This is a genomic window from Bradyrhizobium sp. Crot121 (assembly GCF_059512385.1).
Genome location: NZ_JCAMOR010000085.1, coordinates 14,090 through 29,321 on the forward strand (window position 1 = coordinate 14,090; position 15,232 = coordinate 29,321).

Consider the following 15,232-nt stretch of genomic DNA (forward strand, 5'->3'; position numbering starts at 1 on the left):
TATCAGCCTACGTTGACGCCGCCTTCACGGATTAACCAGTCTTTTCGCTGCCGCTGTGGATACCGGGTCGTCTCCGGCGCCGCAGTTTGACTCATCCCCCGCATCACGGCTGATCGAGTCGCGCGCAGCTACGAGCCGATACTCGTAGCTGCCGAGATTGGTTTTCGGCGACGGAAACATCGCAGCCGACGTCACCATCTGCGGAGCGCCCAGCTCCATCTGAAACAGTGCGGGTACTGTCTCGAGCGAAGCCAGCCGGATGATTTGGGCCAACGTCAGCGCCCCGGTCGCCGCTCCCACGAATGGCACCGCCACGCTGGCTTCGGCGAATTCGAACGTTCCGCAGCGGCCGATGTGCTGCTCCAGCTCCCGATACGCCGGACTGTCCTGGAGCGTCTCCGCCCTGCTTGCGGCGCCAGCCGTTGCCACGCCCCAGAGCCCATCGATCGCCTGGCCCTTCGCGATCGTCCTGATCTGAATCCCCTCGAAATCCCCCGGCCCGTGCCCGATGCCGGCATCGATCATGTAGGGAAATCCATGTTTGGCGAGAACGAGTCTCGGCTCGACCTTGTCCAGTCCCGACACGAGGTAGGGCGGGTCGTCCTTCGTCACGGCGATGTCGCCGAAATGTCGTCGTTCGATGATGTCCGTCCGCCAGCCGCTTGCTTCGAGCCAGGCGGAGGCAGCTCTGGCCTTTTTGCGGCCGAGCTGTCGGCCCCCCGGCAACACCAGCAGGCTCGTCGCCTCGTTCTCCTCTCCGACGAGTTGATCGTCCTGCAGCACCGCAAGTCTCTCTCCTGAACTGCCGAGCAGACAGAGATTCCATACGAAGGCCTGACCAAGGTGGCCAAGCCCGAGCAGCCAGAGCTTGTCCGGCACGTCGAAACGCTCAGGACCGGCTTCTTCGTGCTTGGCCTCCGTCCAGGGAGACCACAACGATACCGTCTCGTCGCGCGGAAGGACGTTGCGACCGGCGACGGCGCAGGCGAATACCTGCCTGACCGCGAGCGCGCCGGCGAACGTGCCCGCGAGTGCAAGGCGCGAATCGCCGATGGCGTCGTCCGTGAACGCACGCGTGCCCGCCAACCATCGATTCCACCAGCAGACGACGGTCCAGACAGCGGTGGCCGGCACGTCGCCGATGCAGATACGGTGTGTCGCCCTGGGACTCTGCGCATCCGCCCGTCGCGCACCAAGCCGCCGGGCGGCCGCAAGCACCGATTTGCCGATCGGTAGTTCCGCGACCAGCGCGACGTCCTTGTTGGCGACGATGGTGACGCTGCCAAAGCATTTCTTGGCGGTCGCTACCGCCGTGAGCGCCGCCGCCTGTCCGGCCGGCGTCCCGATCTGGTCGTCGCCGACGACGATTTCAAGCCTGATGGAATCCAGGCGCGCTTCCGCTTCCGCAAACGATCCGACCCGCGAGGCGTCGGCGAACGCCTTGGTGATGCGCGAGCGCTTCCAATACTTCGTCATCATCGGCCCTCTAACTTGAAGAAACGCGCGCCCTCGGAGCTATGCGAAGCCCACCTGCCGGCGCCCAGGAACTCGTACATGCCAATCGAGCCCGGCACCGGGCGCCCGCGCGCGAAATTCGGCAGGATAAGCGCGAGATGCCCGACGCGCGGAATGACGGGATTGGCCTGGTCCGAGTCGCTCTGGCCGTAGCCATGCGGATGAACATGCACGTCGGCGACGACGCCCATCCCTCGAGACCGGCAGACCTCCCACAGCCGCGGCAACGCGGTCTGACGGATGGTCACGATACCGGTCGCAAGCGCGGCCGGGTCGATGTCGTCATAGAAGACGAACTCCGAAATCTCCCGACTGCCGTCCGGCCGGTGGTTTCCAAGCAAGTAGGCGCCGCTTTCGCGTCGGCCGTTCAACGTGCGGCGTTCCAGCTCGACGACGCCGGCGTCCCAGACTTTGCGCCGGCACCGCAGCCTAGGCGGCGCTAGACCGAGCCAGCCAAGCAGCGTGTTCAGCAACGAGCGCATAGAGATTCTCCATGATGAAGGTGAGGTGGCGGTCGCGCCGCCAGGCTTCGTCGGGCCTCTTCGCAGCCCAGGCGTTGTGGGCGGCGGCGTGACGCTGCCATGCGCGGTAGATGCCGCCGTGTTGACCGGGAAGGTGCTCCCAATGCTTCAAGGCATCGGCCACCCCGGGCGAACTGTTGGCCGGCGGCGCCGGTCGAGATCGGGTCGCATGATTCCAAAGCTGGACAAATGGGCCCAGCGCCGGAAAGTTGTCGCACACGAGTTGAAACTGAAAGCTCGCCGTACGGCCGCCGAAGGGGTCGGTGGCGGTGACCTCGACCTCGAGGGTCGGATAGGCGTAGCGCAGGATCGTCCAGCGGCCTTCCTCGGCTCCGGCCTGAAAGCGGACGGAGCCGAGTTGATCTTCCAGCGAGCGCTGGGAGGCGGACTTCGTCTCCTCAGCCATTGCTAAAGTCCTTGAGCGTCAGGTCGACCACCAGCGTGCAGTGGCCCGGCTTGACGTACTTGCCGAGCACGTCCTCGCGCGGCAACGGCGCGTCGGCGTCGGGGAGGATCAGGTTCGCCTTCGCCGCATTGGTCGGATCAAGATTATAGGCGTGCTTGCTGACCGCCCACTGCAGCGCCTTGAACACCGTGGTCGAGGGCTTGAAATGGTGCGGCTTGGAATGCTGCTCGAAGCGGACCTCGAGTTTCACCTCGTGACAGCGGTGGGCGACCACGCGGACGTGCTTGCGGCCGCGATCGTGATGCTTGAACGGCTCGTCGCGACCGCGCTCGAAGAAATGGAAATCCTCGCCGATCTCGAGCTTTTCGCGGATCACCTCGACCAGCTCGACCTCGCCGCTCACGGGCAAGGTCAAGACCTCAATGCGATCCTCGATTTCGACTTCGACGTGGACCGCCTCTTCGATGAGGCCCCCCTCCACCGACTGATTGTTGTGGGAATTCATGGAATTAATCTCCGATACCGTTGCGACGTCCCCCTGTGGGCCGCCTTCAACAGGTCAATCGGAGCGACTTCGGCCAACCGGTAACGGCGCGACCGATTATTTTTCGAATTTCTTCTCCAGAGTTCCCCCTGGCACTGGGCCGCAGATGAAGAAAGCCGGGCAGCGGGGGCAAGTCCGGACCGATTCCTTCCTGGGGAACCGGCCGCCCCGGATCTCGCCGAAAGCTGCGGCCGCGGCGCCCTTCCTGGCGGCCAGCGTCTTTGTCTTCATCGAAACCGCCTTGACGGCGGCGTCGCTCAAGTGGACCAGCTCGACGGTGCAGCCCGGGAAACTGCCCTGCGCCGCCAATGCGAAAACGGCGGTCGAGATCGACTCTAGGTCCTTGGACCCCGCATGTCCGGTCCGAACCGACCGCACATGCGTGCGCCCCTCCCGGGAGGTCAGGACGTCGTCGGGTCTGACGACGATCTCGCCGCCAGGCACGACCAAACGCATTTCAGCGAGCGGTAGGTTGCCGTATCCCGATCGGGATCTGACGAAGAACTCGACAAGCTGCCTGGCGACGCGCTCGAAGTCGCCCGAATAGCCTTGGTCGTCGAGACCTTGCAGATCCCAGGCGTCCGCAAGTCGATCGTCGAGTTCGGCGGGCGACGGGGCGGTCGACGCATCCTGGATTAGCCCCTCGACTACCGTGCGCACCGCTCCGTGCATCCGCATGAAGGGCGTTTCGGTCCGTCTTCCGCCGACGTCGAGCACATGCGTGTAGAGAAAACGCCTCGGACAACGTTCGAACAGCCCCAGCTTGTGGTCCGTGAGCAGAATTCCGGCCGGAAATCCTAGAGGAACGGGAAGATCATCCGGCGGGGCAGGAAGCGAGGCGCGAGGATCGACCGATCCGCTCTCGATCGTGCCGCCAAGCCTATCGACGAAGGTAGACCGAGTTCGCGCTCTTCCGTTAGCCGTGCTTGTCGGCGAGTACAGGAGAAGACGGTCTCGGGCTCTCGACAGCGCCACGAAGAACAGACATTCCTGCTCCTCGACGTGGCCCGCCTTAAGGACGTCGAGACCCGTGCCTTGACCTCCTTCCACCATGCCGTCGGGCGGCGGACACCCCCTTACGTGATTGGGCGACCTGGGGAGCGTGTCGGCGTTCATGCCCGGGATGTGGACCGTCCGAAACTCCAGGCCCTTGCTGCCGTGGATCGTCATGAGTCTTACGGCATCGATGCCCTGCGCCGCGGCCGGCAATTCGCGGAGATCCCGCTCGTCCGAGAGCAGGACCAGACGCCGGATGCGATCGAGAAGGCGGCGTGCCGGCAACCCGGCCGCAGCCGGTTGAGACCTTGCGAAATTCATGAACTGCCAGATGGCAACGCCGCGAGCCCTGACCGAAATCCGATCGGACGCCGAAATTTCCGCCGCGATTGTCGTCCGGTCGAGCAGAAACTTCGCAATCACGGACCAAGGATCGGACTTGGAGTTGAATCCATCCAATGCAAGGCGAAGCTTCGCGAGCGCTTCCTGGCCGGCGGACGACAGGCCCGGAATGTCGACGATCCGCTCGAGCCAATCGAGCGGCTGGTCATCGGCGGTCTTCAGATGCTGAATGACTGCGCCGACGTCCGCAAGGTCCATGCGGAATTCCGGCATGGTCGCCACGCGGACGAGACCCATGGCGCGGCGGTCCGTCAGCATCGAGAGCAAGGACAGCAGCTCCTGGATTTCATCCCGCTCGAATAGGCTTCCCAGGTAGAGCACCGGAACGCCGAGGCTCTCCAATCCGGAAGCGAGCCGCCCAAGTCGCTCGTTTCCCGTGCAGAGCACCGCCTGATCCCGGTAGGAAATGCCGGCAGCCCTGCTCTCGGCAATCGCCTCGGCGACGGCCTCGATCTCGTCGGACGCTACGTCGACCGCTCTATATTCCGGTTTGACGCCGGAGGGCCCGCGCTCAGCCTTTAGACCCACCTCGTCGCCCGCGGCGGCCCTCATGTCCCGGCTGGCGAACTCGACGAAGGTATCGACGATCTCTTCGGTGGACCGATAGTTGACCTTCAATCTGCCGCGCTTCGCCCCGGCGAAATCCTCCTTGCCGAATCGCGCGACGTTCACGGAGGAAGCGCCGCGAAACCGGTAGATGGATTGCTTGGCATCGCCGACCACCCACAGGTTCGCTCCATCGCCGGCGATCGCCTTGAGCAGGCGCACGCTGGCGCGGTTCACGTCCTGGAATTCATCCACCAGGATATGGCGGTGCCGTCCGCGGAGGTGCTGCAGGACCTCGCCGTCGGATTCGACAAGCCTCACAGGCATGGACACCAGGTCGCCGAAGTCTAAGCATTTCCGTTCGCTCTTCAACGCCTCGTAGAAAGCGTAGACCTTGGCGACCTCCCTGCACTTCTCCGCCGCCTCGATCTGCTCCGGGGGAGACTCCGGGGCGAACATGTCATCGGCGAATCGGGCATAGCGGGTTGCATCGACAACCTCGTCCTTTGCGCGCGAAATCGCAGCGAGGATATCGCTGATCTCGAACGAAGGATCCCAGAGGTTCTGATAGTGCGTCAGATCGAGCCGAGGAAACCGGTCGGACAGCAGATCGATGGCCTCCGTGCGATCCATCATGCGGGGGTTCGGTGGCAGGTCCAGGCGCTCGTAGAACCGGCGAATGATGTCCAGCCCGAACGAGTGGAAGGTGCCTATCCACATCGCCGCCGCGGCCCGCGGCTGCTTCGCGGCGATCCGATCCGCAAGCTCTCCGGCAGCCTTGTTGGAGAAAGTGAGCACGAGAATCTCGTCTGCTGGCACCTTCTTGACGTCGAGCAACCATTCGACCCTTCCCACGAGGGTCTGCGTCTTGCCGGTACCCGGCCCTGCCTCAAGTAGAAAAGGAGACCCCCAATGCTGCGCCGCCGCCTTCTGTTCGTCGTTGAGCGGCTTTTCTTCGCGCGGACGCGTGTCGACGGTCACGGCGGGCAGGAGCAGACCGTCCAACAACTGCTGCGCCACGACGCCGAACGGAGCTCCCAGCCGCGACGCGATGGCGGACGCGGTCATACCTTCTTCGACATGGAGCCGCCGGGCGACAGATCGGGGAAGAAGAAATTCGCGGCCGAACAAGTCCATCTGGACTTCGCGACGCTCGCGCCGACCGTAATCGATCACCCGGTCGACGCCGACCGGGGCCGCCTCCGCAGGCCGCGAAGGATCGGCCGCGAGCGAGAGGTTTTCCTCGCTCGCCCCGCCGAGTTCGACGTGCCCCAATTCATGACCGACAAGGAAAGCGTTTCCGAAATCGTCGCCGGCGTCCTCGTGCAGCACGGTCAGCGCATCGGGATCCCACAACGCGAGGGCGCCGCGCAGCCGGACGTCGCCCTTCGGCAGCTTCTCGACGACGATGCCGCGCTTCTTCGCCTCAGCGATCGCGAATTCGTAGGGCTTCCAGGGGTCGGCGCCGCACTCGACGGCTTCCGAATGGAGCCGTTCCGCAGTCTGACGCGCAAGCTCGATCGAATCCATGCTACTCGGACGACGTGTAGATGTCCGCCTTTTGCTCGGGGCTGATGCCGGACGAATCGAGGAGCGCCTCGAACGTCACCTTCTCCGACGAAGCCGGCTTGTCATCCGCCTTGTAGTTCACGGCGCCAGCCGCCGCCGGCGGCAGGGCGAGGTAGGCGAGCAGATCAGCGACGGTCATCTGAACGGCACGAGCGATCCGAACCAGAAAGAGCTGCGGCACGGAGGACGCGACCACGAGGCGATCCCGAAACGCGATGAGTACCGACCTCGGAACTCGCAATCCGTCCGCCAACGCTACGAAGGAAGCTCCCCGGAACGCGTCGAAGGGATTCGCGGGGCTGCGGGCCACGGCCGTGCCGGCGCCCCGCAACTGCTTCAAGGCGAGTTGAAAGGTGTCTTCGTCCTCAACGGCCTTGGAGATTCCTCGGCCTTCGATGCAGAGGTCGAGCGACAAATCGATCAGATCCGCGGTGTATTGAGGGTAAAGAGCCAGGTAATGATCGAGCGTCGATCTGTCATGTGCGGGCTCCACGGAGAATGCGAGGAGCACCTCCTCCAACGGCATTTCCGGTTTCAAGGTAGTCATGTCTCTTCCTCGTTGAGTGCCTGCCGGAGCACCTCGAACGCTCTGTCTCTGCGATTACGTACGGTCTTCTCGGTGCATCCGAGAATGCTGACGATGTCGCGGACCCCGGTCTCCTTCGATTCGATCGGATAACCCTTGAGCAGCAGTCCCATCACTAAGCGTTGAGGCTCCGGTAAGCGTTCAATCGCAGCATAGAGTCTCGACCGGTAACCAGGATCGTCAAGTTTCGACTCCGAAATCGGATTCTGCGCCGCGGCGGCCTCTTCGATCTCCGCATTCAATTCGCTTGTCTCGTCGTCGTAGGTCATGGGAACCGACCGGTTTTCGTGACGCCAAGCACCCCGCTTCGCCGTCGACCGGGCCGCCGCCACCGCATGATCGAAGTTGACCTCCAAATAGTCGAGCCGTTCTTCGTAGCCTTGACGATCCAGCATCAAAAGCTCTTGGAACCAGTCCATGACGGCATCGACGGCATCGACTTTAGTCTGAGACTCCAGCGGCTTTCCTTCCGCCGTCCGCCCGACTTCAGGTCGCGGCAGCCGTGCCAAGACGCGCCGCCTGAGCTCCCGATAGAGCGCTTCGAAATGGTCGTCGGAATTGTCGAACTTGGCTTCCCTGACCAGGTGGAGCAGGCTTTCCGAGGGGAGATATTCCGGCTTCGCCGGATCCGTCACGGAGCATCGATCGACGAGCAAAGCCCGGGGTTGCGCGAGCAGTCCGTCCAGGGACGCCTCGATCTCCGGTCGTCTCCGATACAACGTTCCGTCTCGTTTGGTCTTGCGAAGTGGGCGAGGCATGCGCAACTACCGGGAATTGCCAAACTGGCGTGATGCTCGCGTATAGAGGCGGAATCGGAGCCGTGCAATGCGGACTTTGTGCTTACCTACAGGCGGCCGCCGATGCCGTGGCTCGGGCCTTGAACAATCGCCGGTCGAGCAGCCGCGTTCGATGGACGACCAGGCGCTGGTCCTAAGGAGCGCGCTTCTCCCGAATCCGCACCAGGCGCTCCAAATCCGGATCGTCCGCAGCGCGCGACGGCATGGGTCGCACGTTGCCTAGATATTTTCTGGAAGCCGCGCGATAATCCGACTTGAACGGAACGGAGAACAGTCGCGCCTGAAAAACGCGGCTTCCCACGATCAGCTCGACGGGATTGTTGCTTTCGTTGAAGAGTTCGATCGGAAAACAGCCCCGATAGCCTGGCTGGATCATCGTGTTGAGATGGATTCCCAGTCGGGTGTAGCTGCTCCGGGTCAGGACATCCGCGTGAACGTCCGCGGGCAAACCGACGTATTCCAGCGTCGTCGTCAGAGCGAGCTGACCCGGATACAGGATGAAGCTGTCCCCGAATTCACGGCGCGTCGTCTGGAAGTACGAACTGATGCCGCGGAACGACGGATCCGACTTCACGGTGCTGATGTACGGGCGGCGCGTGAGGATTGATACATAGAAATCGCATCCAAGTCTCATATCGACGGTCACTTCGCCGATCTGCGAGTCCTCCAATAGCGGATCGATGAACAGCGCCGTGTCGCCCTTCTGCGACATCCGCGCCTGAATCTCGGATTTATGGAGCAGCGCCACTGGACCACCTCTCCCGTATCGACTTATTCCGGATCGATTTCTCCGTCAGATCGTTCACTATCCGCTCGATCTCGGCATCGGTCATACCGGAGGCCCATGACGGTGCCTTCTTGTCCAATGCATCCTCGAAATACTTCCAGGCTGAATCAAACAGGCCGTGCAGCTCGCTTTCCGAGCCGAGCCGAAACGTCCGGATGTCGTCGAACGCATCACGAATGACCGGAGAAGTGTATTCGATCTTGAGCGTCGGCAGTCCGAGTTGAGCAAGACAGCTCTGAAGCAACGCGATCAGCGGCGTCGATCGACCGTTCAGGAATTCTCGCACCATCGCGACACGGTCCGCAGTAGCCGGGTGCGTGTTGGTCGTCGGATGATTGGGAGCGATGGTTTCCAAGGCTCGTGTGCTGCTCTCGCCGACATAGGCCGCTGCGAACAAATCCGCGAAATGCTCCCGGCGATGCGAAAGCGCGGAAGGCATTGCGGCTGGCGCGACAAGCACGCTCAGATCGACGACGCTGTTCGAGATATCCACGAAGTGCCCGAGCTCATGATAGAGCGGGACGCAGAAGAGCGGCTTGTGGCTGTAGATGCGCGGAACACCGAGTTGAACCAGCGGAGCGTCGAAGCCCTTGGCGTCAAAATTCGGAAGCGCCGTTTTGACGAAGTCCCATGGATCGACGGGGTAAAAGTGAAAATCCCGCCCGTCCGTAAGAGCCGTCGTGATCAAGCAGTCCCGCTTGGACCATTTGCGAAGCACGGCTCGCAGGCAATATTCGAGTTCGTAAGGAGATTCCTTCGTGGTGCTGCCGGCAAGGTACCGATTTGCCGTAAGTGCATGGTATGAAAAGTCTCTCACGACATCAGGGTTGAGCGAACTCTGATTGTCGAGCACGTATTCGATCGCTTCGATCAGTCGAGCGGTGAAGGTATGAAGCTTGCCACTGAAGTAAGTGGTTTCTAGGTAATCTCTCAGGCTGTCTCGAACGAGAAACAGATCGATCCTAGGGCGCAACGCCTTCCCCCAGAGAGCTTAGGATCGTAGACGCCACCGCCGGCGTCACCGATGCAATATCGGAAATGGGATCGACGGCATCCCGGAGCGCGGACACCTCGCGCAAGCGTCGAGCCAACTGAACGGCTTGAGGGGAAATCTGCCCCTGGACTTGCGACGGATCTTTCGCGAGGTCCTTTGCTTGGCGCAACACCGTATCGAAGTGCGCAGCTAGCTGCGGCGACACCGATCCTCGGTCGCTCACGAGACGGAGAGCAAGGCCGAACAATTCGAGCATTCTTGACTCGTTCGTAGGGACTGCTGCGAGCATCCTATAGCCCTTATGAATCGATAGACCGAATCTTTCATTGATGAATCATCAGGCAGCAGGCGTCAACAGTTTGTTAACAACTACTCCACTTCTGGTCAGAATAAAATCCAAAGTTGCAGGACTGGCAGCCGACCACGCGGGTTGCCTTCGAACTCAAGCCGCAAGGCACACTCTTGCTCGGCGTCTGCGACGGGCCCGCCGACGGCGTTGCAGAGGAAGCGAGTGAGCGCCGCCCTGCGAAACTCGCGGTCAACTGCGTACGCGGCCTGCCTGAATTCGACACCATCGAGCAGACCCTGAATGTAGCACGAGTCAAATGCCCATATGGCAGCCGGCCTGCGGGGATCCCAACGACCCGAAGCTGCCGTTCGCATTTCCAGCGGGAAATGTACGTGCACACAAGAGCTTACGCTTTCGTCAGAGTAACTATCCCGGCATAATTGGGGTCTCAATAGGGGCTCGATTCATGATTTCCGGCAATCTCTTCACGCGCGATTACCTGCTCGAGGGTATTGCGCGCAGCGAGCCTTGGAGGACGCTCGCCGACGGCGAACTAGCCGCCCTTAAGACCGCCATATCGAAGCACGCCAAAAGCCTGCTTGCCATTAACAATCCCAACGAGGCCCAGACCGAGAAAACGCTGATCTATCCAGTGCTGGAGCTGCTTGGTTGGACTGATGTCGAGGTCCAGCAAACGCTTTCTACAAAGGGACGCAAACAGGTGCCTGACGCCCTCCTGTTCGCCGACAAAGCTTCGCGAGATCGCGCTGTCGGGGAGAAGGATCAGTGGAAGCGCTACCAGCACGGTCTTGCCATCGGAGAGGCCAAGCGTTGGCGCAGGGCGCTGGATCGCTCAGACAAGCGCGATCTAGGCGAGGATGGAGTGCCCTCCACGCAGATGCTGCAGTATCTCAGCCGCGTCGACGTCCAGACATCGGGTAAGGTGCGGCTTGGCATCCTCACCAACGGCGAAAAATGGCGCCTTTACTGGCAGGGCGCCCTCTCCGTATCTGAAGACTTCTTCGAGATTGACCTCGCCAAGGCGCTTGAACTGCCTGGCCATGAGCGCGATCTCGTTGAGCGTGCTGATGAGCGCCTAACGCCTGCTCACGCGTTGAAGCTTTTCGTGCTGCTGTTCCGTAAACAGGCATTTTTGCCGCTTGACGGCGTACGAACATTCCACGATATCGCGCGCGAGGAAGGCAAGGAGTGGGAAGCCAACGTAACGCGCGACCTTTCCCGCCTTGTTTTCCGCGAGCTCTATCCAAGCCTCGTCGCGGCACTGCACCGAAACGATCGCGAACGACCGGAAGTCATCGATTCGACCTACCTCGAAAACGTTCGCCAAAACGCGCTGATTTTGCTCTATCGGTTGCTGTTCGTGGTCTACGCTGAAGATCGTGACCTACTGCCCGACAGCCAGGAGCCCTACAAATCGTATTCGCTCACGACGATGCGGGGCGACATCGCCAAACGAATTGCGCAAGGGCAGACATTCTCCGCGACGCTCGCGACGTATTGGCCAAAGCTCCGCGCCGTATTTCAAGCTATTGCGACAGGCGATGATGCGCTTGGCGTTCCTCCATACAACGGAGGACTCTTCGCAAAGGACAGCGCACCGATACTCGATCGCATCGAACTTCCTGACGCCGTCGCAGCCAGCATTGTCTTCAAGCTCTCGCACCGTCAGGAAGATGAGGGCGCGCCGCGCTACATCAACTACCGCGACCTGACAGTTCAACAGCTTGGCACCATTTATGAGCGCACGCTGGAATACGGCCTGCGATATGATGCAGAAAGTGGCACGGTTCTCGTCGATGCCGATGACACCGCGCGGCACGAGTCAGGTAGCTACTACACACCCGATAGCCTGGTGTCGCTCATAATCGACAAGGCTGTCGGTCCGTTCGTCGAGGAAAGGCTCACCACTTTTCGCATGGAGGCGGCCAAACTCGCTCAGGACAAGCGGCCCATCGAAGCCCGTCTTGCTATGCTGCAGGGCTTCGACCCCGCCCTCGGCATTCTAGAGCTGAAGATTTGCGACCCATCGATGGGCTCAGGACATTTCCTTGTGAACCTCGTCGATTGGCTTGCCGACAAGGCGTTGGCCGCCATTGCTGAGGCTGAGCTCATCGTCGATTGGTCAGATAAACCTTATCGGTCGCCGGTCCTTGCCAGCATCGAGCAAACCCGGACTGATATCATTCGCCAGGCGACCATCCACAAGTGGCCGTTCGTGCTCGAGCATCTGGACGACCGCCACATCGTTCGCCGGACCATTCTCAAGCGGTGCATCTACGGCGTTGACAAAAACCCCATGGCAGTGGAGCTGGCCAAAGTCGCACTATGGCTGCACACCTTTACCGTGGGGGCGCCACTATCCTTCCTCGATCACCATCTGCGGTGCGGTAATTCGCTATTCGGCTTCTGGATGCACGAAGCGACCGATCGTTTGACCAAGTGGGGAGGGCAACTGCTGATCAATGAGCCAATGCAGAAAGCGATGGCGCAAGCGCTCGCAATGCAAAAACTCGAGCGGGTTAACGATATCGATATCGCCGAGGTCCATCAGTCAAGGACGCTATTCGATGGCATCGAGCAGGAGACCCGTCCGCTCAACACATTTATCAAGATCCTGTACGCCCTCGATTGGTTGAAGCTTGACAAGAGAGACGAAACCGCCGTCCGCGCTTGGCTTGATGGCCAATACGGCGATCCCGTCGAAATCGGCCGCGGGCGGCTTGTCCTCGGTCCGAGCGATGTTGGCGACGGGCACAAACAATCGAAAGACATTCTCGCTCAGTTGGACGCAGGCGTTCGCGCGGAAGCCGAACGCTTTGCCCATATTCTCAACCAAGCACGTGAGGTTATCCGGTCAGAACGCTTCCAAAACTGGCAGGTCGCCTACCCAGGTGTCTGGAGCAATTGGGGAGATGCCGAACTTCATGGCGGGTTCGACACGGTGATCGGCAATCCCCCTTACGTCCGTCAAGAGCTTATCCGTTCCTACAAAGCTCAGCTCAAGCGAGCTTATCCCGACACGTACGATGGTAGCGCAGATCTCTATGTCTACTTTTATGACCAGGGACTAGGATTGCTAAAGCCTGGTGGCCGGCTTTCCTACGTCGTCACCAACAAGTGGATGCGCGCCGGCTACGCCGAGGGTCTACGAGGCATGTTCGCCGATAAGGCGTGGGTCGAGTTTGTTGCCGATTTCGGACACGCCAAGAAATTCTTCCCCGACGCAGATGTATTTCCATCAGTAATCGTGGTCCGAAAGCCGATCAAGGGAGCGGGTCCGGTAGAAACCAGCGTCTGTGTCATTCCGCGGGACGACGTTCCCCAGAAGGCGCTCGATGACGCCGTCGCAAAGGCGACGTATACGCTACCGCGCGCGCACTTCACGAAGGAGAGCTGGACTCTTGAGCCTCCGGACGTTGTGGCGTTGATCGAGAAGATTAGACGAGCCGGCATCCCGCTGACAGAGTATGCGGGTGTTAAGCCCTATCGAGGCGTTCTCACGGGCCTTAATGATGCCTTTCTCATCGACACTTCGACACGAGATCGACTGATTGCCGAAGATCCAAGTGCCGCTGAGATCATAAAGCCCTATTTGCGAGGCCAGGACGTTCAGCGCTGGAATCCCTCCTGGCGCGGGCTATGGATGATCTTCGCACGTCGTGGCATTAACATCGACGCCTATCCGAGCATTAAACGTCATCTAGCGGCCTACCGCCAACGGCTGGAGCCGAAGCCTGCTAACTGGCAACCCTCACGGGATAGCGAGAAGTGGCAGGGCCGGAAGGAAGGCGCCTACGCGTGGTACGAACTCCAGGATGCCATCGACTACTGGCAGGAATTTGCGAAGCCGAAGATCGTTTACCAGGAAATCCAGTTTTATCCGTCCTATTGTCTGGATGAGGATGGCCTCTTCAGCAACAACAAGACATTCATCCTGACCAGCAGCGACGCTGCGCTGCTTGCCATTCTTAACTCCCCTCTGATGTGGTGGTTCAACTGGCGCTATTTACCCCACATGAAGGACGAAGCTCTGTCTCCAATGGGCTTCAAAATGGAGGGCCTGCCTATCGCGCGCATGAAAGACACGATGCACGAGACTGCAGCGGACGGAGCAGCGGCTTTGGTAAAGTTGACTAAAGCGCAGATGGCTACTTCAACCTCAATGTTCGATTGGCTGCGACACTCGTTCGGCATCGAGAAGCCGAAAGGTGCACTGGCGGACGTCACATCACTGGATGCCGAGAGCTTCGTTGGTGTCGTAGTTAGTAGACTGCCCAAGAAGCGCAAGCTTACGGCCGCCGAAATAGGCGAGTTGAAGCGCGAGCATGCCACGACGATCGAGCCTAGCCGCCGATCTCGCGCGGAGATTTTCGCACTCGAACGTAAGCTCTCCGAGCTTGTCAACGAAGCCTACGGCCTCAATCCCACCGAGATAGAACTCATGTGGCGCACGGCGCCACCCCGCATGCCGCTGACGCCCGCAGGTCAATCCGCTGGCGCGCCTGACACTACTGATCCGGTCGAAGATGACGCTTAGGTTTTCATCTCGAGTGCGGACTACAGATGGTGGTCAATATGAACCTCCCCAGCCCACGTCTGTCATCTCTGCTCACCCGTTTGACCGATTGGATACCTATCTCCGAATTCGAAGCGCGAATGCGCGATTATTTTGAAGGCGATCGGCCTCAGGCGGAGATCGCCGACTTCCGCGCTAAGCGGGGCGCGGTGAAATCGCTCCGGGATGAAGTTACCCCCGTTTTACATCATATTAAGTTCGTAAGAGTAAAAGGTGAGATTCGGTTCGCGCTCAACAACACGGTTCCTGATTGCTGGATACGAGAAACGCCAAGCGCGGAGCCACAGGGCCTCGAGGTAACGGTTGCGCAATCCCGCGAGCAGTACCATCTCGGCAAGGAGCTTACTGAAAAAGGTATTGGTCGAGGGTTTGTGGGACTACCCGATACAGCGCCTGAGAGTGCATTTGTAGATCGGCTCGCCAAGCCACGGGTCATGTATTCGACCGCGTCACCGCTGAGAGCGATCGCGTTCGGAATCAAACTATGTCTGCAGAAGAAGAATCATCCTAAGTTTGTGGGCCTCGATCTTCTCATTGAAGCGCCGTTACGCAGCCTTCCAAATGAACGCTGGAGCCAAATCGAAAATGAACTGCGTGAGGCCGCCGGCTCTAGGTCGCGTGGACAGTTATGTTAGCCAGAGCAGAGTTGCGGCGATAGCGACGACAGCGAAGTAATTTCGTGC

Annotated in this window: 12 protein-coding genes; 2 read left to right on the forward strand and 10 right to left on the reverse strand. The window is 60.5% G+C overall.

Features of this window, described 5'->3' with window-relative positions:
- Positions 1–24: 24 nt before the first annotated feature.
- The 10 genes from AC5ZGW_RS39090 to AC5ZGW_RS39135 form a co-directional block, all read right to left on the reverse strand.
- The gene (locus tag AC5ZGW_RS39090) at positions 25–1,479 is read right to left on the reverse strand and encodes a hypothetical protein (RefSeq protein WP_165435413.1); all 1,455 of its coding nucleotides are present in this window, start codon (positions 1,477–1,479) and stop codon (positions 25–27) included.
- On the reverse strand, positions 1,476–1,997 hold the full coding sequence (locus AC5ZGW_RS39095) for a hypothetical protein (protein WP_130228298.1): 522 nt from the start codon (positions 1,995–1,997) through the stop codon (positions 1,476–1,478). The genes AC5ZGW_RS39090 and AC5ZGW_RS39095 overlap by 4 nt, the downstream gene beginning before the upstream one ends.
- Entirely contained in the window at positions 1,945–2,442 is a 498-nt protein-coding gene (locus tag AC5ZGW_RS39100; RefSeq protein WP_130228297.1) for a DUF7665 family protein, read from the reverse strand. Before AC5ZGW_RS39100 ends, AC5ZGW_RS39095 begins: the two co-directional genes overlap by 53 nt.
- The gene (locus tag AC5ZGW_RS39105) at positions 2,435–2,947 is read right to left on the reverse strand and encodes a hypothetical protein (protein ID WP_130228296.1); all 513 of its coding nucleotides are present in this window, start codon (positions 2,945–2,947) and stop codon (positions 2,435–2,437) included. Before AC5ZGW_RS39105 ends, AC5ZGW_RS39100 begins: the two co-directional genes overlap by 8 nt.
- 96 nt (positions 2,948–3,043) lie before the next feature.
- Positions 3,044–6,460: a UvrD-helicase domain-containing protein gene (locus AC5ZGW_RS39110; protein ID WP_130228295.1), complete on the reverse strand. Its 3,417-nt coding sequence runs from the start codon at positions 6,458–6,460 to the stop codon at positions 3,044–3,046.
- Position 6,461: 1 nt separating this feature from the next.
- On the reverse strand, positions 6,462–7,046 hold the full coding sequence (locus AC5ZGW_RS39115; RefSeq protein WP_130228294.1) for a hypothetical protein: 585 nt from the start codon (positions 7,044–7,046) through the stop codon (positions 6,462–6,464).
- Positions 7,043–7,720, reverse strand: a complete 678-nt coding sequence (locus AC5ZGW_RS39120) for a DNA-binding response regulator (protein WP_130228293.1) — start codon at positions 7,718–7,720, stop codon at positions 7,043–7,045. The genes AC5ZGW_RS39115 and AC5ZGW_RS39120 overlap by 4 nt, the downstream gene beginning before the upstream one ends.
- A gap of 295 nt (positions 7,721–8,015) precedes the next feature.
- Complete coding sequence (gene dcd, locus AC5ZGW_RS39125) at positions 8,016–8,630, reverse strand: dCTP deaminase (RefSeq protein WP_245474916.1); 615 nt, start codon at positions 8,628–8,630, stop codon at positions 8,016–8,018.
- Positions 8,614–9,642 (reverse strand): M48 family metalloprotease, encoded by a 1,029-nt coding sequence (locus AC5ZGW_RS39130; RefSeq protein WP_130228292.1) that lies wholly within the window; start codon positions 9,640–9,642, stop codon positions 8,614–8,616. The genes dcd and AC5ZGW_RS39130 overlap by 17 nt, the downstream gene beginning before the upstream one ends.
- A complete protein-coding gene (locus AC5ZGW_RS39135; protein WP_130228291.1) occupies positions 9,632–9,919 on the reverse strand; it encodes a hypothetical protein in 288 nt (95 codons plus the stop codon). The genes AC5ZGW_RS39130 and AC5ZGW_RS39135 overlap by 11 nt, the downstream gene beginning before the upstream one ends.
- A 499-nt stretch (positions 9,920–10,418) precedes the next feature.
- Between AC5ZGW_RS39135 and AC5ZGW_RS39140 the strand changes: the two genes are divergently transcribed.
- Both AC5ZGW_RS39140 and AC5ZGW_RS39145 read left to right on the forward strand, forming a co-directional pair.
- Positions 10,419–14,510: an Eco57I restriction-modification methylase domain-containing protein gene (locus AC5ZGW_RS39140; protein WP_165435412.1), complete on the forward strand. Its 4,092-nt coding sequence runs from the start codon at positions 10,419–10,421 to the stop codon at positions 14,508–14,510.
- A 26-nt stretch (positions 14,511–14,536) separates the two neighbouring features.
- Positions 14,537–15,184 (forward strand): hypothetical protein, encoded by a 648-nt coding sequence (locus AC5ZGW_RS39145; RefSeq protein ID WP_496114067.1) that lies wholly within the window; start codon positions 14,537–14,539, stop codon positions 15,182–15,184.
- The last annotated feature ends 48 nt before the right edge of the window (positions 15,185–15,232 follow it).

What these genes read in the sequence shown, in the direction of transcription:
- AC5ZGW_RS39135 (WP_130228291.1), bottom strand. Translation starts at nt 9,919, where the DNA reads ATGCTCGAATTGTTCGGCCTTGCTCTCCGTCTCGTGAGCGACCGAGGA.
- AC5ZGW_RS39105 (WP_130228296.1), bottom strand. Translation starts at nt 2,947, where the DNA reads ATGAATTCCCACAACAATCAGTCGGTGGAGGGGGGCCTCATCGAAGAG.
- AC5ZGW_RS39140 (WP_165435412.1), top strand. Translation starts at nt 10,419, where the DNA reads ATGATTTCCGGCAATCTCTTCACGCGCGATTACCTGCTCGAGGGTATT.
- AC5ZGW_RS39090 (WP_165435413.1), bottom strand. Translation starts at nt 1,479, where the DNA reads ATGATGACGAAGTATTGGAAGCGCTCGCGCATCACCAAGGCGTTCGCC.
- AC5ZGW_RS39100 (WP_130228297.1), bottom strand. Translation starts at nt 2,442, where the DNA reads ATGGCTGAGGAGACGAAGTCCGCCTCCCAGCGCTCGCTGGAAGATCAA.
- AC5ZGW_RS39095 (WP_130228298.1), bottom strand. Translation starts at nt 1,997, where the DNA reads ATGCGCTCGTTGCTGAACACGCTGCTTGGCTGGCTCGGTCTAGCGCCG.
- AC5ZGW_RS39115 (WP_130228294.1), bottom strand. Translation starts at nt 7,046, where the DNA reads ATGACTACCTTGAAACCGGAAATGCCGTTGGAGGAGGTGCTCCTCGCA.
- AC5ZGW_RS39110 (WP_130228295.1), bottom strand. Translation starts at nt 6,460, where the DNA reads ATGGATTCGATCGAGCTTGCGCGTCAGACTGCGGAACGGCTCCATTCG.
- AC5ZGW_RS39145 (WP_496114067.1), top strand. Translation starts at nt 14,537, where the DNA reads ATGGTGGTCAATATGAACCTCCCCAGCCCACGTCTGTCATCTCTGCTC.